Here is a 23161-nt window from a genome sequence, read left to right as displayed (position 1 = left end):
TCCTGATCGAAGAAGTTCTCGCGCTTGAGCGGCGGGGCAGCCCGGCGTTCCTCCTCCTGGCGTGAGCGCGCGCTCTCATCGCTGTCAGCGACCTGCGTCACGACGCTTCCCGTCGGCAACTCCGTTTCCGCTATTGCTTCCGTTCGCAATGCATACTGTGCTTGCGATGTGACGGGTTGAGTGAATGCCGAAACGGGCTTTGCCAATCCCGTGTCCATGGCAACCTCCTTAGGGCTCAATACTCATGATGCCCAATATTACTGTGGCCAAGTATATAGCGTGTTTCTGATTGGATTGGAAAGAGGTAAACATTTAGCAAAATTTAAGAGGTCCAGCCTCCGAAATTCGACCAATTCAATTCGAAAGACCGTCATTGAGAAAAATGACAATAATAACGCTTATAAATCAGAGGCTTCCCAAAAGCCGAGGGGGCAGGGTGAAGGCAGGTTGTCGGTCAAGCGGTAAAATGTGCTTCGCGACAAGGCTTTGGAATCTTTGTTTTTTGCAAAAATGCCGGTATCGGGCTGCGCTGCAGGGGAAAAGGGGGCTTCGAGGCCTTCCTCGTTCCATTGCACAATAGTGGAACGGCGCTACGACAGGCGCCGTCCCGTCTCTACGACACGTGACCGCGTTGAAAGGTCACAGATTGCGGTTGACCGCGATCCCGCGCGTGGAGTTGGCCGGCGGGCGCACGCCTCCGCGATCGTAGGTCTTGGGCGTCTCGGCAACGCTGACGCTCTCTGCGACGGAGCGCACGAGCTTCTCGGCAACTTCGCGCGCCGTGGACAGGATCGTGAGATTGATCTTCAGTACCGCCTGGAATTCGGCATGATCGCAGCGCAGGTCCGCCACCGCGACGGGGGCGAGATTGCCGAGCGCCACGGAATTGTCGCGGGTGCGGTTCAGGCACTGGATGTAGTGCTGCATCAGCTCGGCCTTGCGCGGCTGCATTTCGCCCGCCTCGCGCAGCTTGCCGGCGCGCAGCAGCGCCGTTTCCTGCTCGATGACGGCCAGCAGGCTATCCATGGTGCGCCGCAGTTCGGCGCATTCGTGTTCCGCTTCCGCGCGTGGCGATCGGGTGGCGGTCGTTGTCTTGTCTCGTTCCGAAGCCGGAACCCTGGCCACCGGTTCCCCGGTTCAATGTCGCGGTCATAGCGATGAACCTTCCTGCATGGCAATGAGTTCGCGCTGGACGGTGTCGGCAATGCCGATGCCGCCCGCGTCGACTATGGCTGAGGCGTATTGCTCGGAGAGCATGCCCCGCCAGGTTTCAGAAGCGTTTGAATCGCCGAAAGTTCCGCCGCCCTCGATGGTTTCGAACATGGCGTCGCTCATCTGGTGCAGGAACACGGCTTCGAACTCCTCGGAGGCCTCTCGGGTCTTGGAGGTGTTCTTGTTGCTCAGCGCGCTGGCCCTGGAGGCGTTCAGGTTGCTGAGCGTCGATTGGGGGAGGAGGGATGCGGCGCTGTCGCTCATCAGATCACCTCGATTTCCGCCTGGAGGGCGCCGGCCGCCTTGATCGCCTGAAGTATGGAGATCAGGTCGCGCGGGCCGATCCCCAGCGCATTCAGTCCGTCCACGAGTTCCTGAAGCGTGACGCTCTCGCGGACCAAGGCGACCTTCTTGTCGGAGCCGTCGCTGACGGTCACGTCGGTGCGCGGTACGACGGTGGCTGGTCTTCGCCGAAGGGCTGCGGCTGGGAAACGATCGGGCTTTCCGCGATCGTCACCGTGAGGTTGCCCTGGGCAACCGCGACGGTGGAGACCTTCACGTTCTGCCCCATGACGATGATGCCGGACTTCTCGTCGATGACGATCTTGGCCGGCAGATCCAGTTCGATGCGCAATTGCTCGATGTCGGTCATGAGGTCGACGATGTTGCCGTCGAAGTCGCGCGGCAGGGTCAGGCGCACGGTGGCCGGGTCGGTGGGCTCGGCCGTCGGCAGGCCGATCAGTTTGTTGACGGCCAGCGCGATTCGGCGCGCGGTGGTCAGATCCGGATTGCGAAGCTGCAGGCGCAGGGAGGTCATGGAAGCCAGGCGGAACTTCAGTTCGCGTTCAACCACCGCGCCGTTGGAAATGCGACCCAAGGTCGGCACGCCTTGCGTGATCGAAGCGGCTGCGCCTTGTGCGGAGAAACCGCCGATGGCCAGCGGCCCTTGCGCGATGGCGTAGACCTCGCCGTCGGCGCCGATCAGCGGGGTGACCAGCAGCGTTCCGCCCTGCAGGCTGTCGGCATCGCCCATGGCGCTCACCGTCACGTCGATGCGGGTGCCCTGGGTGGTGAAGGCGGGCAGGTTGGCGGTGACCATCACGGCGGCGACGTTCTGGGTCTTGAGATCGGTGCCGCGGATGTTGACGTCGAGACGCTCCAGCATGGCCTGCAGGCTCTGCTTGGTGAAAGGCGAGTTGTTCAGCGTGTCGCCGGTTCCCTGGAGGTCGACGACGAGGCCGTAACCGATGAGCTGGTTCTCGCGGATGCCTTCGAAGTCGTCAATGTCCTTGATGCGCGAGGCGGGCCAGGCCGCGGTGGCGGCGAGCGTCGCGGTCATCAGGACGAAGAGGCGAAGACTGGAAACCAGGGACATTGTGAAGGCAATCCGTAAAGGTGTTTCGTGTACCCGCTTCCTGTAGCGAGGAACGTGCCAACCGCGCATTCATGTGCGTCCCGTCTTTAACAGATTGAAATTGAAAGCGATTTGGAGTGATATGTTTCCACTGATAAGATTCGAAACACGGTGGAAACCGGGCAAAATCTGCCTAGTGCTCCGAAACACCTTAAGTTTTCGGTAATTTCTGCCCTCCGAGTCGCTTCCGGGCGACTTGTTGAGAGATCAGGCTGCCGATGGGCAAGACCAAGACGGGGCAAACGTTATGCGGATTGGCGGACCGACGTCTGGCTCAAAGGTTCAGAAACGATCGAGCGCGAAGGAACCGGCTAAATCCGGTTCCACGTTCACACCTGCCTCTGCGGAGGAAACGGAGCAGGCGAGCGTTTCGAGTGGTGCTGGCGCCGTCTACGGGGTCGATGCGCTTTTGTCGCTACAGGAGGTCGAGGATCCGCTTACCGGCAAGAGGAAGGGCGCGACGAAGCGCGGCCACGATCTCCTCTATGCGCTGGAAAAGATGAAGGCGGATCTCTTGGCCGGGGTCATTCCCGAAGCCCGTCTTGAGCGGATCCTGAAACCTGGTCCAGTCGCGCTTTCCTTCCGGCGATCCGCAGCTTGAGGCGGTGATCGACGAGATCAACCTCGGGGCGCGGGTGGAGTTGGCCAAGCTCGGACGGTTCCTCGATTGAGGCGATGCACGCCTGGGGCGAGGGGCTTGAAATGGGCAATCGGGAATCGGTAGGGCCCGGCAAGGTGCACGAAACGCGGCGTCGGATGATGCTGAGCGGCTCTTCGTATACCCATAACTACCTAATATCACGAAAGGGTTAGATTTTTCCCGACATCGTCGTTGCGGGGAGGGGGTGTGATCGCTATATTCCGCGCGGCCTCGTTAGGTTTTTAGGAGTGATCCATGACGGTTGAAGTCGAAGTTGATTATCGTCCTCATGAGGACGAACCGTTCATGAATGAGAGGCAGCGCGAGTATTTCCGCTCGAAGCTGCTCGCTTGGAGGGAAGATATTCTGCGTGAGAGCAAAGAAACTCTCACTCATTTACAGGAAGAAAGTCAAAACCACCCAGATCTTGCCGATCGTGCGTCGTCGGAATCCGACCGTTCGATTGAGCTTCGAGCTCGGGACCGGCAGCGTAAACTCATCTCCAAGATCGATGCTGCATTGCAGCGGATCGAGGACGGTAGTTACGGCTATTGTGAGGAAACGGGTGAGCCGATCTCGGTGAAGCGCCTCGACGCCCGGCCGATCGCGACCCTGTCGCTGGAAGCTCAGGAACGTCACGAGCGGCGTGAACGCGTTTATCGGGACGATTGATCCGGGCAAAGGACGGGCGCTTGCACAAGCCCGCCGATCGATAGACAACCTTCATCGACAGACTGAATTAAAAGCCGCCTTCGGGCGGCCTTTTCTTTTTGTGCTCCGGAGAAAACACCGGATCGGGGCTGCCAATGAGCCCTTGAGCAGCTTTCTCCCCACACGGAGAGAGAAAGGTGTCCGTTGGTCTCTCACCGTTTCGCAACACGTCATACAAAAAGAAAATGGGCGCGGTGCGCTTGGGGAGCATGGCACCGCGCCCTTGTAAAGCTGTCCTGCCTGGGGAGCGGGAGGGAACAGCTTGGGGAGCCTGGGAAAAGGTGCTGCCTGACGGATCGGCGGCACCTCTTGATCTGAAGGGCTGTCGCTAGAAGGGCAGCAGGATATTGAGCACTTGCGCGCCGTAGCGCGGCTGCTGGACATCGGTGATCTGGTCGTGTCCGCCGTAGGCGATGCGGGCTTCGGCGATCTTGGAGTTGTCGATGGTGTTTCTCCGCCCCGATATCCTCAGGCCGGATCACGCCCGCCACGATCAGTTCGCGAACCTCGAAATTCACCCGGACCTCCTGACGGCCCTCGATGACGAGGTTGCCGTTGGGCAGGACCTGGGTGACCACGGCGGCGACCGTGGTTTCCAGGGTTTCGCTGCGGTCGACCGTGCCGGAGCCGGACTGGTTCGACGAACTGGAGACGTAGGCGAGATCGGAGACGCTCGAGCCCGACGGCTGCAGGTACTTGTCGATGACCGAGCCGACCGCACCGCCCGCGCCGACGGAATCCGAGCCGGAGCGTTCGCGGGTCGTGGCGTTGTCGATTTCCACCTTGTCGGTGATGGTGACGACCACGGTCAGAAGGTCGCCGACCTGGCGGGCGCGCTGATCCTTGAAGAAGGAGCGCGATCCGGACTGCCAGAGCGAGTTGGCGGCGTAGTGGACGGGTTCGGGATGCGGCATCGGCATCTTCACCGGCCGGTAGTCCGGCGTGGTGATCGGATCCTTGATGGCGCTCAGCTCCGGTTCTTTGCCGATGTTCTTCAGCTTGTCGATGGTGCCGTACCCGGCAACCATCATGGCCGCGAAGCATGCGAGGAGAATGCGGAAGGAGGTCACTGGAGGGGCTCCTCAAGACGTACGAAGCGCGCCCGTGCGCGGCTGGACGGAAACGCGGCCCGGACCTGTCACGACGGTCTGGATGGTGCGCTGAGATTGAATGTTGAGAACGTCAATCACGTCACTCGTCACGGCATCGGCCATGGCCTGTCCCTGGACGGTCAGGGTGAGGCCGGAGACCTTGTAGGTGATGATCATCTTGCCCCGCCGCTCGACCGCCAGCGGTTCTTCGAAGTCATCGGCCATCAGAAAGCTGCAGGACGTCCGCGAGCGGCGCAGCGCCATGCCGACGATCCTGTCGGGATCGGTGACCGTGTCGTCGCGCAGGCTGGTGCGGGGCACGCGGAAGATCTGCAGATCGTGGGCGGTGGCCGTGGCACCGCGGGCGACGCGGTGGGCCAGCGTCATGATCTCAACCGTACGCACGGCCGTGCCGGAGACGGAGAAGACGAGGTCCAGGCCCTGGATCGGCATGGTGAAGAGAGCGTCGAACCGGCCGATCGGCGCAGAATAGGCGAGGCGGGCGAGCTTGACGGGTTCGCGGGCCGAAGGATCGGCTGTCACGGTCGGCAGTTGGCCGTCATAGCTGATCTTCAGATCCTGCGGCTCGTCGACGCCCGCGCGCTCAAGCAGAGGCGCGCGGATCATCTCTTTCAGCTTGTCGGGCCCGACGGTCAGGGTCGCGCGATGCACGATGACCTGGCGCAGCCCGGCAATATCGGCATGGACGAGACCGGCGGCGCGGGCGCGGTTCAGGACGTCGATGGCGGGAACGGTGCCGGTGCGCCCGAGGTCGGGGGTCCGGAACAGGACCCGCTCGGCATGGGAACCGGCGTGGTCGAAGAAGTCCCCGATGGTGACGACGTCGTGGGTCGCGGTAACGTTACCGCGCAAGGTGGGTCGTTCGCCGGCATGCATGCCGGCCAGCGGCAGGGCCGCGACGAGGGCGGTGAGGATGAGAGTGCGCATCATGGATCCGGCTCCCGTTCGTTAACGCAGCTGAGTATTGGTCTGCATCATTTCGGCGGTGGCCTGGATCATCTTGGAGTTCATCTCGTAGGCGCGCTGGGCGGAGATCAGGTCGGTGATTTCGGTCATGGCTTCCACGTTGGCCGCTTCCAGGTAGTTCTGAAGCAGGGTGCCGTTGCTGTCGTCGGCCGGGATTGCCGGTGATCGGCGCGCCGCTGGCTTCCGTTTCCAGAAACAGGTTGTCGCCGATTGCCTGCAGACCGCCCTTGTTGGTGAAGCGGGCAAGCTGGATCTGGCCGAAATCCTGGACGACGTCGTTGACGGTGCCCTCGGTGTTGATGGTGATGTCGAGCGCATCGTCGGGGATGGTAATACCCGGCTGCACGGCGTAGCCGTCGACGGTGACGAGTTGGCCGTCAGCATCGCGTTCGAACGAGCCGTCGCGGGTATACGCGGTGGAGCCGTCCGGCAGGTCGATCTGGAAGAACCCTTCGCCCTTGATGGCGATGTCGATTTCTTTTTCCTTCTGTTCCACGGCACCCTGGGACATGATGCGGCTGGTGGCGGCGGTACGCACACCGGAACCGAGCTGGACGCCGGTCGGCACCAGGGTGCCTGCATTGGAGGTGTTCGTCCCGACCCGACGCAGGTTCTGGTAGAGCAGATCCTGGAACTCCGCACGCTGGCGCTTGTAGCCGGTGGTGCGCGTGTTCGCGAGGTTGTTCGAAACGACTTCGACGTTGAGTTCCTGGGCCTTCATGCCCGTAGCTGCGATATGGAGCGCCCTCATTGGCTCATCTCCTCAAAACTGGTGGTGGGCCGGGCTCTAGCTTTCGGTGTCGCCGACATGTCGCGGAAGGACGAGAAGTCGTGAACGTAGGATAGAGGTCGGTCGAGCCGCGGAAACTCGCTCATTTTCGCGACCGGCATCGTGTATTCCTCAAACAGCAGATTCTCGTTCATGAACCCGCTCGTGTTGAGGTTTGCGAGATTGTTGGCGACGACGGCCAGTTGCCGCTTGAGTTCGGTCTGACGCGACAGCCCGATGAGCTCCGCATTCTACATCGTTAATTTTACTTATGCTCCCCAGTACCGCGTCAATCTCCCCAGACGACGCGGTCGCCCTGTTAACTGCACGAGCCGTGCCAGTTTTTGGACCATTGAAAACAAAGGAAAAATCGGAACGATAGGGTTAATACGCGGCAAAAATTTCTCTCTTTTTCTGCCTTGAGGAAAACGCTCCCGAGACCCCATACGGGACACTACAGCAATGATTTAGAAACCATTCGTTAACCATTGTGGCCTTGAATGGGAACGCGGACGCACGAGGAGCAATGCGCGTCGACAACACGGCGGGGAACCATTAATGTCTGGTGCGGGACAGGGCGCGACCGAACAAGAGGTCGCTGCCGACGGCGGAGCGCCGTCCAAAAAGAAGAAGATCATCCTCATCGCTGCCGTAGTGGTGGTGCTGTTGGCGATCGGCGGTGGCGAGACCACGACGGCCGAGCGGCCGGCAGGCAGCGACGGCGATTCCGAATTCGTTCCGCAAAAGGAAATCTATTTCTACGATTTGCCGGAAGTGACGGTGAATCTCGCCACGCAGGGGCAGGCAGCCTACCTCAAGGTTCGCGTGTCGCTCGAAGTGGCCGACAGGGAAGTGGCTAACCAGATCGAGCCTTTCCTGCCGCGCGTTATGGATGTCTTTCAGGTGTACCTGCGCGAGTTGCGTCCGACCGATCTGGAAGGTTCCGCCGGTCTGTGCCGGCTCAAGGAAGAATTGTTGAGACGCATCAACGTGGCCGTCTATCCGGCGCGCGTCGACGGCGTTCTCTTCAAGGAAATCCTGGTCCAGTAGGAACGAATATCATGGCCGACGAAGACGACGACGGCCTGATGACCGAAGACCTGGACGCGGCCTGGGGCGATGCGCTCGCCGAACAGGGCGGAGGGGATTCGGAAGACGATGATCTGGCGGCTGCATGGGGGGCGGCCCTTGAGGAACAGGGCGCCAGCAGCGCCGACGACATGGCGGCGCACTGGGCCTCCATGGTCGATCAGAGCGAGCCGGAACTCGAAACCGCCTCGCGCGGCGCCGACCGAATCCTGAACCAGGAAGAAATCGACAACCTCCTCGGCTTCAACATCGAGGACACGATTTCGGGCGAGACCAGCGGCATCCGCGCGCTGATCAACTCGTCGATGGTGTCCTACGAACGCTTGCCGATGCTGGAAATCGTGTTCGACCGCCTAGTGCGGCTGACCACGACCTCCTTGTGCAACTTCACTTCCGACAACGTCGAGGTATCGCTCGATTACATCACTTCGGTGCGTTTCGGCGATTATCTGAACTCCATCCCGCTGCCGGCCATCCTCACCGTTTTCAAGACGGAGGAATGGGACGGCTTCTGGGCGGCGGGCGCGGCGGTGCGTCAGTGCGGGTGGAAGGGCGGCCCTACACCACCATCGAGATCAATCTGGTCCGGCGGATGATGGAAATCATTCTGGTGGATGCCTAGCTTGCCTTCGCGCCGCTGTCGCCGGTTCATTTCAATCTGGAGCGGCTGGAGACCAATCCCCGCTTCGCAGCCATTTCGCGTCCTGCCAACGCGGCCATCCTCGTCGAGCTACGTATCGACATGGAGGATCGTGGCGACAAGATCGAGATAATGATCCCGTACGCGACGGTGGAGCCGATCCGCGATCTGCTGTTGCAGCAGTTCATGGGCGAAAAGTTTGGCCGCGATGCGACGTGGGAAGGCCATCTGGCAACGGAGATCCACGCCGCGGAGATCGAGGTCGATGCGGTGCTCTACGAGACGGAAGGGCCGATCAGCCGGATCATGAAGCTGGAACTCGGCGACACGCTGATGTTCGACCTCAGCCCGCAGGATCTGGTGACCATCAAGGCCGGTAACGTGCCGCTATCTGAAGGCCATCTCGGCCGAGTGGAAGACAACATCGCGATCGCGGTCAGCCGCGGTCTGCGCAAGCCGAAAATGACACTTTCCGCCTTCGAGAAGGCGATGCAGAAGGACATGGAGTCGTCGTGAGCCATCTTCCCCTCGGCCTGGTCATCGAAAGCTTCGTTGCCGTCCTCTTCGTGCTGACCATCGCCTATTGCGCGGTTCTGAACCGCCGGTTGAAGCGTTTGTGCTCCGATGAGCAGGCGTTGCGGGCGACGATTTCGGAACTGATCACCACCACGGAAATCGCCAAGCGGGCGATCCTCGGTCTCAAGACGACGGCTGCAGAGTGCGACAGCACGCTCGCGGAGCGTCTCAGCCAGGCCGAGCGGCTTTCCGCCGAACTGGAGCGTCAGCTCGATACCGGCGAGTCCGTGCTGTCTCGCATTACGCAGATCGCCGAAGCCGCCGGGCAGGCGGGGGCGGTGAGTGCCGCGAGTGCGCATCGCGCCCCGGCCCAGGGAACCCCGGCCCACGGCGCTCGCGAGGCGCGCGCCCCGGGCGATGCGACGGCCACGGCTTCGCAGCTGCCGAAATCCATCTCCGCCCAGGATCCGCGGGCTGCGGCTGCGGAAGCTGCGGCGCGGCTGGAGCGTTTCCGTCAGCGTAACGGGGAGCGGGCGGCTTGAGCAGACTGCGTCTCCTTCATCTGGTCTTCCTGGCGACGGGTGCGCTGCTGGTGTTCAAGGGTATCGGCATCGTCACCATGTCCGGTTTCGCGCTGAGCCCGGTGCTGGAAGCATCGGCGCAGGGTGCCGGGAGCGGATCCGGCGTCGGCTGGTGATGGAGAGACGCAACCGCTCCCGGATGATGCGGCGGGTGCCGATGGCGCAATGCCGGATGCGCCTGCGGATATGCCGGCAGCGGACGGCACGCTTCCCGACAGCGGCGATGTGGCGGGCATGGGTAATGGACAATTGCCGGTCGATGGCACGGTCATTCAGGGATCTGATCTCGGACGGTCGCGCTCGGAACGCGTGGTGCTCGAACGCCTTCACGCCCGGCGCAAGGAACTGGATGAACGCGAAGCACACCAGCAGCTGCGCGAGGATTTTCTGAAAGCGGCGGAGGAAAGTATCGAAAAGCGCGTCAGCGAACTGAAGGAGCTGGAAGAGCGCATCGGTGCTGCCGTCGACGAAAAAGAGGAGAAAAAGGAAGAAGAGTTCAAGACCCTGGCGCGTATGTACGAATCCATGCGGGCCAAGGATGTGGCACGCATCTTCGACCGGCTGGATCTGACCATGCTCGTCAAGGTTGCACGCGCGATGAAGCCGGCCAAGGTGGCCGACATCATGGCGAAGATGAAACCCGAAGTGGCGGAACGGCTCACGATCCAGCTGGCCGTCGGCCAGCCTGAAGGCTCTACCACCTCGATGGAAAGCCTGCCCAAAATCCGCGGCAACTAGCCGGTTGTCGCAACTTTGGATGGTTGTTGTAACGGCATGTTAAGCCCGCTTGCATAAGATGACGGATCGAGGCGGGGTTCCGGGCTATGGATTGAGTGTGCATGACGGAGCGTTCACCCGTGTTGCGAAGCCATGATGGAGCGCCGAATTCCGGCGACCGTCGCGCGCGTGGAGTTTCGCTTTCGCTGATGTCGGCAATGGATGCGGGCCATCGCCGCCTGCTAGGCCTCGTTGCCTCCTTCCTCCTCCTTCTGGCAGAACCGTTCTGATCTTCGGCCTGACGTTCGGTCTGGCCTTAAGCTCGGGCGCACATGCCGCCGACCGCCCGGTCGCGGACATTCGGGCAAGTCAGGAAAACGGCTACGGCCGGATCGTCATCACCTTCCACGACCGCACGCTGCTGCCCACCTATGACGCGCGCATTGCCAGCGGCGTGCTGCGCATAACGTCCCCCGACCCCGTCGATCTGCGCGTGCAGGGTTCGATCAACAGCGCCCTGTCGACCTATGTGTCCGTCGCCCGGCTCGATCCGGACGGCTCCGGCCTGCGGCTGGCACTGTCGAGCGATGCGCGCATCAACACGATGGAAGCGGGGGAGAAGCTTTTCGTCGACGTGCTGCCCTCGAACTGGACGGGCATGCCGCCGAGCCTGCCGGACGATGCGGTCAGGGAACTGGCCAGCCGTGCGGAAGAGGCGATGAAGAAACTGCGCGAACTGGAGCAGACCGCGCTCGACAATCGCACGCTGCCGCGCGTCGACCTGCGCGTGGGCGAACATCCGATCTTCACGCGCCTCGTCTTCGAGTGGACGGTGTCCTTCGATTCCCAGTTCGTGCGCGAGGGGGATCTGGTCAAGGTCCTGTTCAACCACGCGGTCGATATCGATATTTCTGACCTCAAGGTTCATCTGCCGCCGGGCTTGGTCGATGTCACGGCCTTCACGGCCCAGGATCGGCTGAACTTCCTGCTGCGCGCCGACCCTGCCGTCGATATCCGCGCGTTTCGGGAGGGCAACAATTACGTGCTCGACGTGGTGCGCGGTCAGACCGGGCCGGTCGATCCCGTCAATTCCAAGGTGTCGGCCGTTCTTTCCGACGGTGTGCCCCGCGGGGCGAAGGAAGTGATCTCCGCCTCGGGTATCGACAACGACCCGCCGCCGCCGATCATGGAGACGGCGAGGGACCCCGAGGAACCGGCCATCGCGCGTTTTGCTGACGATGCCGCACTGGCCGTCGACGAGACCGCGCCGTAGCAGCAGCCGGAAACGCCTGCCCAGCCGCAGGCCGCCGAAACGCCTGCTCCTGCTTCCGCACTGGCCCAAGCTCAGGTAACGCCGCCTGCACCGTCTCCTGCTGTTAGCAGCAACGCTGGGCGTGGAATGCTGGAACCCAAGCTGGATCGTGCCGAAGTGGCCGCCGAAACTGCCGTTCCTCAGGCTGCCCCGAGCGAGGTTGCGACCGCACCGGCCGCGCCTGCGCAACCGGCTGAGCAACCGAGCGAAGCGACTGCACAGCAGCCTGAAGCGCCTGCGGCCGAGCCGATGACGCCCACGCCCGAGACCCCGAAGGTACCCGAACCGACCGTCACGGCCGCCAACGAGCCGGCGAGTGCGCCTGCGGCCGCGCCCGATCAGGCAACGGAGACGCCGTCGGGCAACGATATATCCAAGCTTATCGACCAGAACACGTTCCCGCAGGAAAACAAGGCCGCTTCGCCGCCCGTCAACCTGCCTGCCGCGCGGCCCAATCCCGAACTCGTCAATGAGGATCAGTTCGCGGAAATCCGCAATTTCGTCAGCATCGAGGCGCGGCGGATCGGGGATACGGTCCGGGTCGTCTTCCCGTTCCTGGATCCGGTGTCCTCCGCCGTCTTCCGCCGTGGCTGGTCTTCGATACCAAAGTTCCCATCGATCTGGGTGCTGCGCGCACCGCGCTGAAGGGAACGTCGACCTCCATGGAGATCGAGGAGCATGAGGGCTGGCAGGCGCTGCTCATCCAGTTGTCCGACCGGGTTCTGACGACAGTGGGCACGGATGGCGCGGGCTGGGTCCTGACCATCGGCGAAATGATCTTGGAGCCGTCTAAGCCGCTTGAGGTTCAGCGCAACATGCGTGGCAACGGTGGCTCGATCCTGCGCATTCCCTTCGGCCAGCCGGTCGCTCACCATGTGCTCGTCGATCCCGAGACGGCGACAAGATCGAGGTGGTCACCGGGTTCGGTCCGGCACGCGGCTTGCTCAAGGGCCAGTCGATGGTGGAGCTGAAGACGCTGTCCTCGGCGTACGGTCCGGCGATGGTTCCCCATGTCGATGATCTGGAGGTCGTCTTTTCCGGCGATGACGTCATCGTCCAGCGCAAGGACGGCGGGTTGTCCCTTTCGGGCACGAATGCGCGTCGAGGGGCGTATCTGGGCAACGGCGATCAGATGACGGCGCCGAGCTAAGGCGACCTGATGTGGCTGGTGGCGCCGACCACGACCGAATACGTGCACGAGAGTTGCGCCGCCGTGAACCGGCGCTGGCGTCCCTGCCGGAAGGCGAGCGCGATCCCGTCCGGCTCGATCTCGCCCAGTTTCAGGTGGCGAACAATTTCGCGGCCGAAGCGCTCGGCTTGCTCGATCTCGTGAAGAGCGATAACCCGGCCATTGCCAACGACGCAGTGTACAATCTCACCGGCGGGGCGGCGAATGTCATGGCCGCACGGTCCAAGGATGCGTTGGAATATCTCGAGCAGCCCATTCTGGAAGACAGTCCCGACGCCGCGGTGTGGCGGATGATGGCCGATGTCGCGCTGAACAAATGGGCGGATGCGCGCGTTGCCATTCCCTCCGCGCAGACGGTGATCGCCAACTATCCGCCGAAATTCTAAGCCGAGTTCAATCTCGCAGACGCCAAGGTGCTGGTGGAACTGAACGATTTCGGCACCGCTTCGGGTTTCCTGTCCGAACTGGATCCTACTACGCTGAGCAGGTCTCAGGCCGCGCGTTACGACGTGCTGCGCGGGCGGGTGGCGGATGCGGCGGGGTGCTCGGAAGAGGCGCTTCGGGCCTTCGATATCGTTGCCCGCTCCTCCGACCGGCCGCGTGCGGCTGAGGCGACCTACCGCGCGCTGCGGATCCGCTACCGCGACGGGGGCGTCGATGCGGAGGAAGCCAAGAAGCGTCTGGAAGGGCTGATGACGATCCGGCGCGGTGACGAGACCGAACTGAAGGCGCTGTGCTTCCTCGCCCAGCTTCCCGCGCAGAACGGCGATTATCGCGAGGCCTTCGAGGCGATGTGTTCTGCGGTGGAGGCGGCGTCGAACGCCCAGACCACGCGGTTCCTGTAGGAGGAGATGCACGCCGTCTTCTGGTCCCTTTTTCTTGACGGCAAGGCGGACGAACTGGAGCCGATCGATGTGCTGGCGCTCTACTACGATTTCCGCGAACTGACGCCGATCGGCTCAGACGGCGACGAGATGGTGCGCCGTCTTGCCGACCGGCTGATCTCGGTTGATCTGTTCGATCAGGCAGTCGAGCTTCTGCAATATCAGGTCGATCACCGGTTGAAGGGCGTGGCGCGCGCCCAGATTGCCGCCGACCTCGCGCTCGTCTATCTGTTCGATCGTCAGCCCGAACAGGCGCTTGCGGTCCTCAACCGCACCCGGCAGGCGCAACTGCCGGAAACGCTCGACTGTCAGCGCCGTCTGGTGGAAGCGCGGGCGCTGGCAGATGCCGGCCAGGCGGATCTCTCCATGGAGCTGATCTCCAATCTGCGTGGTCCGGAGGTCGACCGGCTGCGGGCCGATACGCTGTGGCAGTCGAAGCAATGGCAGAAGGCGGGCGAGCAGCTTGAGCGCATGCACGGCGTGCGCTGGGCCGACGACATCCCGCTGGAGGATCAGGAGCGGCTGGATATCCTGCGCTCGGCCATTGCCTATTCCTTCGCCGAGGATCAGCTTGGGCTCGATCGGTTGCGGTCCAAATACGTTTCGAAAATGTCGAACAGCCCGAGCGGGGCTGCGTTCGAGGTCGTGACCCGCCCGATCGATGCCAAGGGCGTGGAATTCACGAGCGTGGTGAAGAACATCGCGGCGGTGAACACGATGGAGAGCTTCCTCGCCGAATATCGTCGCCACTACCTGAATTCCGACCGCACCAACGATGCCAATGTCGGCATGGCCCAGGCGGGAGCGAACGCCTCCTGAGGGCGGGGAACTGGCGGTCGCAAGGCCCCGGAAACCGGAAACAAATCAGCAATATTTGCAAGTCTTGCGTGTTTGGACCATAGGTTCAGACAACAAACACGTATGCACGGACACAACGGGGGAGTGGGCGCCGGTTAGACGGGGTCGCGGCGCGTTCGGCTGCGCCCTGTTCGGAATACGATCTCATATCATCTGCCAATCCTGCCGACGCCCCATCTGACGCATCTTCTTCAGACACGACCGGCCCTAGATCCGGCGCGACGCTCAGCGTCGCGCACAGGATTCTCCTTCTTCTCGCGTTCTTCACGCTGGCCGCCAATCTCAGGGGGCCTTTGACGTTGCTCCCGTCGATCATCTCGCAATTGCAGAGCGATCTCGGCATCAATCAGGCGGTGGCGGGCTTTCTCACCACGCTGCCGGTGCTCTGCTTCGGTATCGGAACGCCGCTGGCGGCCTTTGTCCTGCGCCGCATTTCAATCGAACAGGCAATCTTCGTCACCCTGTGGGGCGTCGTTCTCGGATCGATCCTGCGCTCGGTGGACGGGATCTCGATGGCGATGGCGGGTACGTTGGTGATCGGCATGGCGCTGACCTTCGGCAATATCGTCGTCCTTCAGGTCATCGCGCGCGACTTCCAGCGCTTCCACAGCATCATGACGGCGGTTCTCGTCTCCGCGATGAGCCTGGGAGCGACATTGACGTCGGCCCTGACCGTGCCGATGGCCATTTCACCGGATGGCGGTTCTCCATGGCGTTCTGGGCGATCCTGGCGGTCGTGGGCGTGGGGTTGTGGATCGCGAAGAACTGGTTGATCGGCGTGCCGTCAGAGCCCTCCAAGACCGACGCCGACAAGGAAAGCGACAAGTCGGCGGCGACATCCCGGGAGGAAAAGGAACGCCAGGCCGCGCTCTCGCCGGCCCGTCGTCTCGCCGCCTGGCTGCTGGCGGTGGCGTTCGCCTGTCAAACCTTCATGTTCTACGGGTTGACGGCCTGGTTGCCAGTGTTTCTCACCGGAACTGCTGGGGTCAGCACGACCAATGCGGGCATAGCGGAATCGCTCTTCCAGATGCTCGACTTTCTGGGGTGCTTCGGGGTTCCCTGGCTCTCCTCGAAGCTGCACCTGTCCAACAGGTCGCTGTTCGTGGTGGTGGCGGGGAGTTGATTCCTGATGTCGGCGGGAACCTATCTCGCGCCTCATCTGTGGCTCTTGTGGACGATCTTCGGCGACTTCGGCAGCTGTGGCGGGTTTGTCGTGGTCTTCGTGTTCGTCATGGAGCGCGCCGTCTACCTTCAGGACAATCGTCCGCTTTCGTCCTTCGTGCAGGGGCTTGGCTACACGGTGGCCTCGGTCAGTCCGGCGATCGTCGGCTGGCTGCACCAGTGGTCGGGCATGTGGGGGATGGGCTTCGCCATTCTTTCGGGCGCTGCCTTGGTGATGCTGGCAAGCGGCATGATCGCCGTGTCCGTGCCGCATCCGAAGGCGAACTGAGGAGAGGAGGTGGGGGAGCCGAACGGGCGGCTCACCCTCCTATGAACGACCTCACGAGGCTTTCCGCGATCAGGTTGCAGCCGTTGACCAGCACGAAGAAGATCAGCTTGAACGGCAGCGAGATCACCACCGGCGGCAGCATCATCATGCCCATCGACATCAGCACCGAGGCGATGACCAGGTCGATGATCAGGAACGGCAGATAGAGCAGGAAGCCGATTTCGAAGGCGCGGCGTAGTTCGCCGATCATGAAGGCGGGTACCAGAATGAGTAGCGACAGCTCTTCCGGCCGGTCGGGCGGTTCTTGATTGGCCATCTCTATGAAGAGCTCCAGATCCTTCTCGCACACATTGGCGCGCATGAAGGCATGGAAGGGTACGGCGGAGCGCTCGAAAGCTTGCTCGAAATCGATCTCCCCGGCGACAAGCGGTTGCACGCCGGTCTCGTAGGTCGTCTGGAAGGTGGGCGCCATGATGAAGGCGATGAGAAACAGCGCGAGGCTGATCATCACCGAGTTCGGCGGCGCGGTCTGCAGACCGATGGCCGAGCGCAGAAGCGAGAGCACAACGATGATCCGCGTGAAGCTGGTCACCATGACGAGGATCGAGGGAGCAAAGCTCAGGACGGTGAGGAGCGCGACGAGCTGAACCCTGAACCGCGCGTTCCGTGAGCGTCGTGTTGTCGTCGAAGTTGATCGTGACCCCTTGGGCACCGCAATCGCAATCACGGTCGGTCGAGCGATCCGGCCGCCACGCAGTTCGATCATGACTTCGAGTTTCCGCCGATCTCCTTCATGAGCTTGGTCATTTCTTCCTCGATCGTGTCGATGGTGACATCTTCGGACAGACCGGTGTTCTCGTCATCGACCTGAGCTTCCGACGGCGTCTTGTCGGCAGGAGCGGCCTTGACGGGCTTTTCGGCCGGGGCGGCAGATTGCTCCGGCTTGGCCTCTTCCACCTTGGCTTCGGGCGCCTTGACCTCGGGCGTTTCCGCCTTGGCGTCTGCGGCGCTCTCCTTCGCGGCGGCGGCTTCCGGCGCCTCAGGAGCCTTCTGAGGCTGTTCCTGCGGCTCGGCCTTTGCCAGGCTTCCGGTGCTGCCTCAGCCTTCGGCTCTTCCGCCTTTGCGGCCTCTGCCTTCCCGGCCTTTTCCTCAGTCTTGCCGTTCTTCGGCTCCGGCGCCTTCTGTCCGTTCGAAGGCGCGGCTGCCTCTGCCTTTGCAAGGCTCGGGGGCCTTCGCGGGCTCCGGTGCGGGGCCGAGAAGCGCTTCCTCAAGGCTTGCGGTGATATCGAGATCACCGGCCGACGGCGCATGCCTTTCAGCTGGAGCCTACTTCGGGGCCTCGATCTTCGCAGTTTCCACCTTCGGCTCGGCTGCCGACTTTTCGACCGGAGCCTCTTTCGGAGTCTCAGGGGCTGCCTTGGCCTCGGGTGCGGGCTCCTGCGCGTGCAGCGGCTCCTGAACCGGAGCGCTCACCGCGGGCGTGGGAGCCTTGGCGGCGGGCGCGGGGATCGGCACGTCGACCTTTACCGGCCGGGGCATGCTGCGGGGCATCTCCTCTAAGCGCGGTTCCTGACGGTGATCGCGCTTGCCGTTCTCCGCCGTTGTTCCGTGCAATCCGTTGCCGTTGCCGTGCTGGGCGATAGGGCTGGTTTAGCGTCCCGAATGCGGGCACCGGCCGAAGCTCGTGACGAGGTTCCGGGCGAGCCTCATGATGCGGCTCGTGCTTCGGCTCTGCCGGGGCCTCGGCCCGCACATGGGGGCGGGGTTGCGGCGCAGGTGCCGGTTCATGAGCTTGTCGGGGCGCAGGGTTCGGCTGTCCGGTGGGCGCGCGGCCGGTCTGTGCAGGTGCTTCCGGCGTCGACGGCGTTTCAGTTGCGGCACGCTTTTCCGCAAAACCGGTGCGGAAGCGGGCGACGGCCTGTGCGGCTCCGGCAACGGCGGAACCGGCGCGCATCATGCCCACGCCGCGTCCCGTATCTGCTGCGGGCTTGTCGGCGGGCTCTTCGACTGCCGTCTTGTGCTGCTGTGCGTCGAACGGCCACAGGCGCTTGCGCGGCTGGATCTCTTCCTTCTCCGCTGCCAGCGGTGCTTCCGGTTTCGCCGGTTTTGCGTGGTGGACAGCCTCGTGCCGGAGCGGTTCATGCTGTGTCGGCTCATGTCAGGCTGTTTCCGGAGTCGCTGCGCGATGCATCTCCGCACGGCGCCCGACCTCGGGAGCCGCAGGCTGGCGCATCGCGCCCGGATATCCCTGATGAGTCGTGTCGCCCGGATGCGGCGGCATGACCTGGGGCCGGGGCGGTTGCGGCTGTTGCTGCGGGCGCTGGGCGTAATGTGGCGCTTCGGCGGTCGGCGCGCGTGGGGCGCCGGGGTGGCCTGCGGTGGCTCCATGTGCTGCGGCGCCATGTGGGGCTGGTGCTGCGGCTGATGGTCCTGGCCGATGCGGGAATACCCGGCGGTGGGCTGGCCGCGCACGATGTTCTGTTCCACGACCACGTCCGAAGGGCCGCCGACGAGCAGCAGGTGTTCGATGTTGTCGCGCCGGATCAGAATCAGCCGGCGGCGCGCATCCAGCGCGGCATGGTCCATGACGGCGATGCGCGGCTGCCGGTTGCGCGGAGCGCGCCCGATCCCACCGCCGGAAATGCGTCGCATGATCCAGATGAAAATCGCGTTGAGCCCCAGAACGATCAGCAGGGCGATGACGAATTGCACCCCTCGGGCAAAGCTGGGGTCGAGGTTGAATGCCTCCTCCAGCCAGTTGTTCATTAAGTCCTCACTGTCGTTTTTACGCTGCCCGTTGTGCGTCTGTACGCAGCGGCCTGAATCAGCGCCGCATCCTATTCGGAGTTTCTCTTACAATCTTGGCGTCGCTTTGTCCCGTTTTCGAGCAAAATCCTACCTCTGGCGAAATTGTCGGACGAAGCGATCCTTCCTCGCGAATGGACGCGCGGGTGCGCATTTATACCCTGCGAGTCGCTGCCTCCCATCCTGCACGCTCGCCCTGCAGTTGCGAACAGGTGGAATCAGGGTGTGTCGACAGGGCGGTTAGAAATGGGAAATATTGCCGGTTAGAAACATTCTGGATAGACGTCTGCCGTTGGGTGGCTACGTAAAAAGGCGTGGAATTGCGCCAATCCGTGGTTAGCGAAATCTTAACGGCGTTAACATCTCGTTAACCTTAGAGACGGCAATATGTTCCAAGCGTTAACAGCTCTCGCCCAGCGTAAGGAGCAGCCCCGTGGGCATTTCCGATATTTCCGTCTTCCAGGCGCTGAAGACCAAGATGCAGTGGCATCAGGAGCGCCAGGGCATTCTTTCGGAGAATGTCGCGAACGCCGGTGCGCCCGGCTACCTGGGGCAGGATCTCAAGGCTCCGAAGTTCAATGATTCGCTCAACGACACCGGCGTGGAGCCGGTGGTGCAGGCGGTGACCGAGCCGGGGCACATGCGGGCGTTCAGTTCCCGCGGGTTTGGCGACGGCAAGAAGGTCGGGTCCTTCGAGGTCACGCCGGACGACAACTCTGTCGTGCTGGAAGAGCAAATGATGAAGGTCACTGCCAACCAGATGGATTATCAGGCGGCCACGACGCTCTATTCGCGCGGCCTCGGTCTCCTCAAGACCGCAATCGGCAAAAACTAGCGAGGGGAGAGGATCATGGATTTCGTCAAGTCGCTGATGATCGCGGCCTTGGTCCTGAAGGTCCAGAACGGGCGCATGCGGGTCATCCCGGAAAACATCGCTAACGTCGATTCCGTCGGCCGCACGCCGGACGAGGATCCCTACCGGCGCAAGATCGCGACCTTCAAGTCCAAGTTCGATCGCGAGTTGGACGCAGAGACGGTGCAGCTCGGTCGCATCCAGGAAGGCACGTCGGACTTCAAGGTTCGCTACGAGTCGGGCAATCCGGCCGCCGATGAGAACGGCAACGTCCAGCTGCCCAATGTCGACACGCTGATCGAGACCGTGGACATGCGCGAGGCGCAGCGCTCCTACGAGGTGAACCTCAAGGTGATCAAGTCGACGCGGCGCATGCTGCAGCGGAACATCGAGATCCTCAGCGCCTGAGTTTTCGCGCCGGATCCCGACGTCTGATCTTGAATGACTGAATACTGACGCCCGTCGGTCGCAAAAGCGGCCACGCCGGATGCCCTCACCCCGAAAACGGACGACAAGGCCATGACACTCCCTTCGATGGCAGACAATGCCTACCAGAACGCGGCTAAGCTTGCCGGTCAGGGTTCTCAGTTCAAAATGCCGGGCGAGAACGTCACGTCTCCGAATTTCGGCGACATGGTCAAGTTCGCGGTGGAGGGCGTTGTCGAGCAGGGCAACAAGGCCGACCACAAGACGGTGGAGATGCTGAACGGTAAGGCCAACGTGGTCGACGTGGTCACCGCCGTCTCGGAAACGGAGGTTGCCCTGCAGACGATGGTCTCGGTGCGCGACAAGGTGATCTCCGCCTATGAGGAAATCATGCGGATGTCGATCTGACGGCATGACGTCGTCGGAGTAAGGCGCGCGAAGGATTGGGCGCGTGTCCGTCGCCCCATCTTCGGGACGGCACTTGGCGGAGCCGGTCGTATCCTCATCGGAAAGGTGTTTGTTCATCTCTCCGGCGTTCATGTCGCAGCGGCGTACATCTCGCTCCGACTCAGCTAAAGATCTTTGCCGGAGATGGTAAACGGCCGTTAATCTTCGATAGGCAACCGATGGCGCATCTGGCCGGAAGATGGCGTTTCGAACTGGGTAGGTTGATCGTGAACGGACCGGAAGTGCTCGATATCGGCCGGGAAGGCCTCTGGGTCCTGATCAAGATGCTGACCTCTGTGGATGCTGACCTCTGTGATGGTCGTCGGGCTCGGCGTCGGCCTGATCGTAGCGCTGTTCCAGGCACTGACGCAAATCCAGGAAATGACCCTGGTCTTCGTTCCGAAAATTTTCGCGATCTTTCTGACGCTGATGCTGGTGCTGCCGTTCATGGGGCAGGCGCTGGCGGCGTACATGAAACAGATCATGGCGCTGATCATTCAGGGGTGAGGAGGCTTCTGTGAGCGTCGCTGTTCTGCCCCAGATCGCTCTGCTGTTCATGCTTATCTTCGCGCGTCTCGGCACGATGAGGCTGCTGCTTCCGGCTCTCGGCGAATCCAACATTCCCGATCGTATCCGTCTTTCCATGGCGCTGCTTCTGGCCATCCTGCTCTATCAGCTGCTGGCCGGGCGCTATCCGACGGTGGTGCCGGGCAATTTTGGTGCGCTGATGGTGATGTTCGCCAGCGAGTTCGTCGTCGGCCTGTCAGTGCTCCTGATCATGGCCGGCATTCAGATCGCGGGCACGATCATCGCCCAGCAGTCGAGCATGGCTATGGCCATGGCCTTAGATCCCTCGCAGTCGCAACAGGGCGTGCTGTTCGCCAATTTCCTCTCGCTGCTGGCGGTGACGCTGATCTTTGCGGCGAATATGCACTATCTCGTCATCGCCGCGCTCAATGACAGCTTCATCCTGTTTCCGCCCGGCCACTGGATGCCGGTGGGCGATCTGGCGGAAAGTGCGGTGGATACGGTGGCGTCGGCCTTTTCCATCGGCATGCGTGTCTCCGCGCCGTTCATGGTGTTCGATCTCATCTTCTATTTCGGCCTCGGCCTGCTCAACCGACTGAGGCCGCAAATGCATATCTTCTTCATCGCGATGCCCGCCAACATCTTCTTTGGCATCGCGATCCTGATGCTCCTGCTCGCAACCCTGATGACCTGGTACATGGACCATATCGAGCGGGTCCTCGGCCAGTTCATTGTTCGATAGGGGGCGGGGATGGCAGAGAGCGATCAATCAGAAAAAACGGAAGACCCGACACAAAAGAACCTCGACGACGCCCTCAAGCGCGGCGATGTCGCCAAGAACCAGGAAGTGTCGACTTGGTTCTCACTGGTGGGGGCGGCGCTCATCGTCGCCATGTTCGCCCCCTCGATCGCCGAGAAACTCGGCCGCGGCATGGCGGGCATCCTGGCGAACCTGTGGCAGATGCCCGTCGATCTCGGCGGGGTGCGCCAGCTGTTCTACACCTCCGGCATGATGATCATCGGCGCGGTCGGTCTGCCGTTCCTGTTTCTCGTCGTGCTGGCGATCGCGGGAAACATGGTGCAGCACCGCTTCGTCTGGTCGGCGGAGAACATGAAGCCGAAACTGTCGAAGATCTCGCCGTTGTCGGGCGCCAAGCGGATCTTCTCCAAGGACAGTCTCGTCAACTTCGCCAAGGGCGTCATTAAGATCTTTGCCGTGGGTGCGCTGATGTTCGCGGTGCTGTGGCCGATGCGCGACGAACTTGACATGCTGGTGATGCGCGATGCGGTGATGATCCTGCCGGAAACGCGCGAGATCTCGCTGATGCTGCTGGGAGCCATCATCGCGCTGATGGCCGTGGCGGCGGCGGGCGATTATCTCTGACAGCGCCACAAGTGGTACGAGCGCCAGAAGATGACCGTTCAGGAAATCAAGGACGAGTACAAGCAGTCGGAAGGCGACCCGATAGTGAAGGGGCGGCATCCGTCAGATCCGCATGGAGCGGGCGCGCAAGCGCATGATGACCGCCGTTCCGCAGGCCACCGTGGTGATCCCCAACCCGACCCACTTCGCGCCGTCGAGCTCGAATACGAAAACGGCATGCAGGCGCTGCTCTGCGTTGCCAAGGCCGCCGATCAGTTCGCCTTCAAGATCCGCGAGATCGCCAAGGCCTCGAATGTGCCGATCGTCGAAAACCCGCCGCTGGCGCGCACGCTGTTTGCCCAGATGGAAATCGACCAGAAAATCCCGGAAGAGCATTTCCGCGCAGTTGCGGAGGTGATCGGCTATGTTTTGCGCATGCGCAAGAAGAATCCTGGCGGGCCCAGTGACCTTTCGCGGTTCAGGTGATCTTTCGTGGATCAAGTGACCTTTCGGCGCAGTCAGAGGCCAGGCGGGGCTGCTTTTGGGGGACGGAGCATGGATTTGCCGGGAATCGTGGTATCCGTCAGCTTCGCGCCCGCATATCAATACATAAGGCGCGTCAGCGATCCCGCTGTTGCGGATCGGATGTCATGACTTTGAAGGATTGAGCCTGCCGACA

Annotated in this window: 28 protein-coding genes and 8 pseudogenes; 24 read left to right on the top strand and 12 right to left on the bottom strand. The window is 62.3% G+C overall.

The window, feature by feature from the left end:
* Positions 1-639: 639 nt before the first annotated feature.
* The 3 genes and pseudogenes from QNJ43_RS16320 to QNJ43_RS16310 form a co-directional block, all read right to left on the bottom strand.
* On the bottom strand, positions 640-1026 hold the full coding sequence (locus tag QNJ43_RS16320) for a flagellar protein FlgN (RefSeq protein ID WP_300471663.1): 387 nt from the start codon (positions 1024-1026) through the stop codon (positions 640-642).
* A gap of 123 nt (positions 1027-1149) precedes the next feature.
* Positions 1150-1476, bottom strand: a complete 327-nt coding sequence (locus QNJ43_RS16315; RefSeq protein ID WP_300471662.1) for a rod-binding protein — start codon at positions 1474-1476, stop codon at positions 1150-1152.
* A pseudogene (locus QNJ43_RS16310) lies at positions 1476-2551 on the bottom strand (flagellar basal body P-ring protein FlgI). Before QNJ43_RS16310 ends, QNJ43_RS16315 begins: the two are co-directional and overlap by 1 nt.
* A 322-nt stretch (positions 2552-2873) precedes the next feature.
* Here QNJ43_RS16310 and QNJ43_RS16305 point away from each other — a divergent pair.
* Positions 2874-3227: a flagellar assembly protein FliX gene (locus QNJ43_RS16305; protein ID WP_300471661.1), complete on the top strand. Its 354-nt coding sequence runs from the start codon at positions 2874-2876 to the stop codon at positions 3225-3227.
* A 294-nt stretch (positions 3228-3521) separates the two neighbouring features.
* Complete coding sequence (dksA, locus tag QNJ43_RS16300) at positions 3522-3938, top strand: RNA polymerase-binding protein DksA (protein WP_300471660.1); 417 nt, start codon at positions 3522-3524, stop codon at positions 3936-3938.
* A 367-nt stretch (positions 3939-4305) separates the two neighbouring features.
* Here the strand turns inward: dksA and flgH are convergent.
* From flgH to QNJ43_RS16275, 5 genes and pseudogenes are all read right to left on the bottom strand, one after another.
* Positions 4306-5008: pseudogene (flgH, locus tag QNJ43_RS16295) on the bottom strand (flagellar basal body L-ring protein FlgH).
* 51 nt (positions 5009-5059) lie between these two features.
* The gene (flgA, locus tag QNJ43_RS16290; RefSeq protein WP_300471659.1) at positions 5060-6019 is read right to left on the bottom strand and encodes a flagellar basal body P-ring formation chaperone FlgA; all 960 of its coding nucleotides are present in this window, start codon (positions 6017-6019) and stop codon (positions 5060-5062) included.
* Between the two features lie 18 nt (positions 6020-6037).
* Positions 6038-6806, bottom strand: a pseudogene (gene flgG / locus QNJ43_RS16285) (flagellar basal-body rod protein FlgG).
* A complete protein-coding gene (locus QNJ43_RS16280; RefSeq protein WP_300471658.1) occupies positions 6803-6979 on the bottom strand; it encodes a hypothetical protein in 177 nt (58 codons plus the stop codon). Before QNJ43_RS16280 ends, flgG begins: the two are co-directional and overlap by 4 nt.
* A gap of 12 nt (positions 6980-6991) precedes the next feature.
* Positions 6992-7057, bottom strand: a pseudogene (locus tag QNJ43_RS16275) (flagellar basal body protein); the annotation flags it as partial.
* Positions 7058-7382: 325 nt separating this feature from the next.
* On the opposite strand from QNJ43_RS16275, the gene QNJ43_RS16270 reads away from it, so the two are divergent.
* From QNJ43_RS16270 to QNJ43_RS16200, 15 genes and pseudogenes are all read left to right on the top strand, one after another.
* Entirely contained in the window at positions 7383-7874 is a 492-nt protein-coding gene (locus QNJ43_RS16270) for a flagellar basal body-associated FliL family protein (RefSeq protein WP_300471657.1), read from the top strand.
* A gap of 38 nt (positions 7875-7912) precedes the next feature.
* Positions 7913-9069 (top strand): annotated as a pseudogene (locus QNJ43_RS16265) (flagellar motor switch protein FliM).
* Positions 9066-9611 carry a DUF6468 domain-containing protein gene (locus QNJ43_RS16260; protein WP_300471656.1) on the top strand — a complete coding sequence of 182 codons (546 nt, stop codon included), beginning with the start codon at positions 9066-9068 and terminating at the stop codon, positions 9609-9611. The pseudogene QNJ43_RS16265 and the gene QNJ43_RS16260 overlap by 4 nt, the downstream one beginning before the upstream one ends.
* Positions 9608-9766, top strand: a complete 159-nt coding sequence (locus tag QNJ43_RS16255) for a hypothetical protein (protein ID WP_300471655.1) — start codon at positions 9608-9610, stop codon at positions 9764-9766. Before QNJ43_RS16260 ends, QNJ43_RS16255 begins: the two co-directional genes overlap by 4 nt.
* A 49-nt stretch (positions 9767-9815) precedes the next feature.
* Positions 9816-10388, top strand: coding sequence for a hypothetical protein (locus tag QNJ43_RS16250; RefSeq protein ID WP_300471654.1), 573 nt, complete (start codon positions 9816-9818; stop codon positions 10386-10388).
* A gap of 433 nt (positions 10389-10821) precedes the next feature.
* On the top strand, positions 10822-11640 hold the full coding sequence (locus tag QNJ43_RS16245; protein ID WP_300471653.1) for a hypothetical protein: 819 nt from the start codon (positions 10822-10824) through the stop codon (positions 11638-11640).
* 126 nt (positions 11641-11766) lie between these two features.
* The gene (locus QNJ43_RS16240) at positions 11767-12324 is read left to right on the top strand and encodes a hypothetical protein (protein WP_300471652.1); all 558 of its coding nucleotides are present in this window, start codon (positions 11767-11769) and stop codon (positions 12322-12324) included.
* A gap of 17 nt (positions 12325-12341) precedes the next feature.
* Positions 12342-12650, top strand: coding sequence for a hypothetical protein (locus QNJ43_RS16235; protein WP_300471651.1), 309 nt, complete (start codon positions 12342-12344; stop codon positions 12648-12650).
* Positions 12638-12829, top strand: coding sequence for a hypothetical protein (locus tag QNJ43_RS16230; protein ID WP_300471650.1), 192 nt, complete (start codon positions 12638-12640; stop codon positions 12827-12829). The genes QNJ43_RS16235 and QNJ43_RS16230 overlap by 13 nt, the downstream gene beginning before the upstream one ends.
* Positions 12830-12840: 11 nt before the next feature.
* The gene (locus QNJ43_RS16225) at positions 12841-13254 is read left to right on the top strand and encodes a hypothetical protein (RefSeq protein WP_300471649.1); all 414 of its coding nucleotides are present in this window, start codon (positions 12841-12843) and stop codon (positions 13252-13254) included.
* Between the two features lie 33 nt (positions 13255-13287).
* Positions 13288-13713, top strand: coding sequence for a hypothetical protein (locus QNJ43_RS16220; protein WP_300471648.1), 426 nt, complete (start codon positions 13288-13290; stop codon positions 13711-13713).
* Between the two features lie 6 nt (positions 13714-13719).
* Positions 13720-14571 (top strand): hypothetical protein, encoded by an 852-nt coding sequence (locus QNJ43_RS16215; protein WP_300471647.1) that lies wholly within the window; start codon positions 13720-13722, stop codon positions 14569-14571.
* Positions 14572-14909: 338 nt separating this feature from the next.
* Positions 14910-15383 (top strand): hypothetical protein, encoded by a 474-nt coding sequence (locus tag QNJ43_RS16210; RefSeq protein WP_300471646.1) that lies wholly within the window; start codon positions 14910-14912, stop codon positions 15381-15383.
* Positions 15353-15733 (top strand): MFS transporter, encoded by a 381-nt coding sequence (locus QNJ43_RS16205; protein ID WP_300471645.1) that lies wholly within the window; start codon positions 15353-15355, stop codon positions 15731-15733. The genes QNJ43_RS16210 and QNJ43_RS16205 overlap by 31 nt, the downstream gene beginning before the upstream one ends.
* Before the next feature lie 6 nt (positions 15734-15739).
* Positions 15740-16060: a hypothetical protein gene (locus QNJ43_RS16200; RefSeq protein ID WP_300471644.1), complete on the top strand. Its 321-nt coding sequence runs from the start codon at positions 15740-15742 to the stop codon at positions 16058-16060.
* A gap of 31 nt (positions 16061-16091) precedes the next feature.
* On the opposite strand, the gene fliP is transcribed toward QNJ43_RS16200, so the two are convergent.
* The 3 genes from fliP to QNJ43_RS16185 all read right to left on the bottom strand — a co-directional run bounded on the left by fliP (position 16092) and on the right by QNJ43_RS16185 (position 17674).
* Positions 16092-16826: a flagellar type III secretion system pore protein FliP gene (gene fliP / locus QNJ43_RS16195; RefSeq protein WP_300471643.1), complete on the bottom strand. Its 735-nt coding sequence runs from the start codon at positions 16824-16826 to the stop codon at positions 16092-16094.
* Positions 16823-17017 carry a hypothetical protein gene (locus tag QNJ43_RS16190; RefSeq protein ID WP_300471642.1) on the bottom strand — a complete coding sequence of 65 codons (195 nt, stop codon included), beginning with the start codon at positions 17015-17017 and terminating at the stop codon, positions 16823-16825. The genes fliP and QNJ43_RS16190 overlap by 4 nt, the downstream gene beginning before the upstream one ends.
* Before the next feature lie 369 nt (positions 17018-17386).
* Entirely contained in the window at positions 17387-17674 is a 288-nt protein-coding gene (locus QNJ43_RS16185; protein WP_300471641.1) for a hypothetical protein, read from the bottom strand.
* Between the two features lie 94 nt (positions 17675-17768).
* On the opposite strand from QNJ43_RS16185, the gene QNJ43_RS16180 reads away from it, so the two are divergent.
* A complete protein-coding gene (locus tag QNJ43_RS16180; RefSeq protein WP_300471701.1) occupies positions 17769-18485 on the top strand; it encodes a hypothetical protein in 717 nt (238 codons plus the stop codon).
* A 107-nt stretch (positions 18486-18592) separates the two neighbouring features.
* Here QNJ43_RS16180 and QNJ43_RS16175 read toward each other — a convergent pair.
* Positions 18593-18712 (bottom strand): annotated as a pseudogene (locus tag QNJ43_RS16175) (hypothetical protein); the annotation flags it as partial.
* A 586-nt stretch (positions 18713-19298) separates the two neighbouring features.
* On the opposite strand from QNJ43_RS16175, the gene QNJ43_RS16170 reads away from it, so the two are divergent.
* The 6 genes and pseudogenes from QNJ43_RS16170 (at position 19299) to QNJ43_RS16145 (ending at position 22968) form a co-directional block, all read left to right on the top strand.
* Positions 19299-19700: a flagellar basal-body rod protein FlgB gene (locus tag QNJ43_RS16170; RefSeq protein WP_300471640.1), complete on the top strand. Its 402-nt coding sequence runs from the start codon at positions 19299-19301 to the stop codon at positions 19698-19700.
* A gap of 15 nt (positions 19701-19715) precedes the next feature.
* Positions 19716-20126 carry a flagellar basal body rod protein FlgC gene (flgC, locus tag QNJ43_RS16165; RefSeq protein ID WP_300471639.1) on the top strand — a complete coding sequence of 137 codons (411 nt, stop codon included), beginning with the start codon at positions 19716-19718 and terminating at the stop codon, positions 20124-20126.
* A 111-nt stretch (positions 20127-20237) separates the two neighbouring features.
* Positions 20238-20552 carry a flagellar hook-basal body complex protein FliE gene (locus QNJ43_RS16160; RefSeq protein ID WP_300471638.1) on the top strand — a complete coding sequence of 105 codons (315 nt, stop codon included), beginning with the start codon at positions 20238-20240 and terminating at the stop codon, positions 20550-20552.
* A gap of 266 nt (positions 20553-20818) precedes the next feature.
* Positions 20819-21098 (top strand): annotated as a pseudogene (locus QNJ43_RS16155) (flagellar biosynthetic protein FliQ).
* A 10-nt stretch (positions 21099-21108) separates the two neighbouring features.
* The gene (locus tag QNJ43_RS16150; protein WP_300471637.1) at positions 21109-21861 is read left to right on the top strand and encodes a flagellar biosynthetic protein FliR; all 753 of its coding nucleotides are present in this window, start codon (positions 21109-21111) and stop codon (positions 21859-21861) included.
* 9 nt (positions 21862-21870) lie between these two features.
* Positions 21871-22968, top strand: a pseudogene (locus tag QNJ43_RS16145) (flagellar type III secretion system protein FlhB).
* Positions 22969-23161: the final 193 nt, after the last annotated feature.

It is taken from the genome of Breoghania sp. (assembly GCF_030066895.1).
Classification (GTDB): Bacteria; Pseudomonadota; Alphaproteobacteria; order Rhizobiales; family Stappiaceae; genus Breoghania.
Note: the sequence above shows the minus strand (reverse complement) of the source record. Positions and strands in the feature narration are given on the sequence as shown.

Coding starts and splice junctions, on each gene's coding strand:
- QNJ43_RS16180 (WP_300471701.1), top strand. CDS start 17,769: ATGATGCGGCTCGTGCTTCGGCTCTGCCGGGGCCTCGGCCCGCACATG.
- QNJ43_RS16280 (WP_300471658.1), bottom strand. CDS start 6,979: ATGAACGAGAATCTGCTGTTTGAGGAATACACGATGCCGGTCGCGAAA.
- flgA (WP_300471659.1), bottom strand. CDS start 6,019: ATGATGCGCACTCTCATCCTCACCGCCCTCGTCGCGGCCCTGCCGCTG.
- flgC (WP_300471639.1), top strand. CDS start 19,716: ATGGATTTCGTCAAGTCGCTGATGATCGCGGCCTTGGTCCTGAAGGTC.
- QNJ43_RS16315 (WP_300471662.1), bottom strand. CDS start 1,476: ATGAGCGACAGCGCCGCATCCCTCCTCCCCCAATCGACGCTCAGCAAC.
- QNJ43_RS16230 (WP_300471650.1), top strand. CDS start 12,638: ATGGTGGAGCTGAAGACGCTGTCCTCGGCGTACGGTCCGGCGATGGTT.
- QNJ43_RS16270 (WP_300471657.1), top strand. CDS start 7,383: ATGTCTGGTGCGGGACAGGGCGCGACCGAACAAGAGGTCGCTGCCGAC.
- QNJ43_RS16320 (WP_300471663.1), bottom strand. CDS start 1,026: ATGGATAGCCTGCTGGCCGTCATCGAGCAGGAAACGGCGCTGCTGCGC.
- QNJ43_RS16250 (WP_300471654.1), top strand. CDS start 9,816: ATGCCGGATGCGCCTGCGGATATGCCGGCAGCGGACGGCACGCTTCCC.
- QNJ43_RS16305 (WP_300471661.1), top strand. CDS start 2,874: ATGCGGATTGGCGGACCGACGTCTGGCTCAAAGGTTCAGAAACGATCG.
- QNJ43_RS16240 (WP_300471652.1), top strand. CDS start 11,767: ATGCTGGAACCCAAGCTGGATCGTGCCGAAGTGGCCGCCGAAACTGCC.
- dksA (WP_300471660.1), top strand. CDS start 3,522: ATGACGGTTGAAGTCGAAGTTGATTATCGTCCTCATGAGGACGAACCG.
- QNJ43_RS16200 (WP_300471644.1), top strand. CDS start 15,740: ATGTCGGCGGGAACCTATCTCGCGCCTCATCTGTGGCTCTTGTGGACG.
- QNJ43_RS16235 (WP_300471651.1), top strand. CDS start 12,342: ATGGAGATCGAGGAGCATGAGGGCTGGCAGGCGCTGCTCATCCAGTTG.
- QNJ43_RS16160 (WP_300471638.1), top strand. CDS start 20,238: ATGACACTCCCTTCGATGGCAGACAATGCCTACCAGAACGCGGCTAAG.
- QNJ43_RS16215 (WP_300471647.1), top strand. CDS start 13,720: ATGCACGCCGTCTTCTGGTCCCTTTTTCTTGACGGCAAGGCGGACGAA.
- fliP (WP_300471643.1), bottom strand. CDS start 16,826: ATGATCGAACTGCGTGGCGGCCGGATCGCTCGACCGACCGTGATTGCG.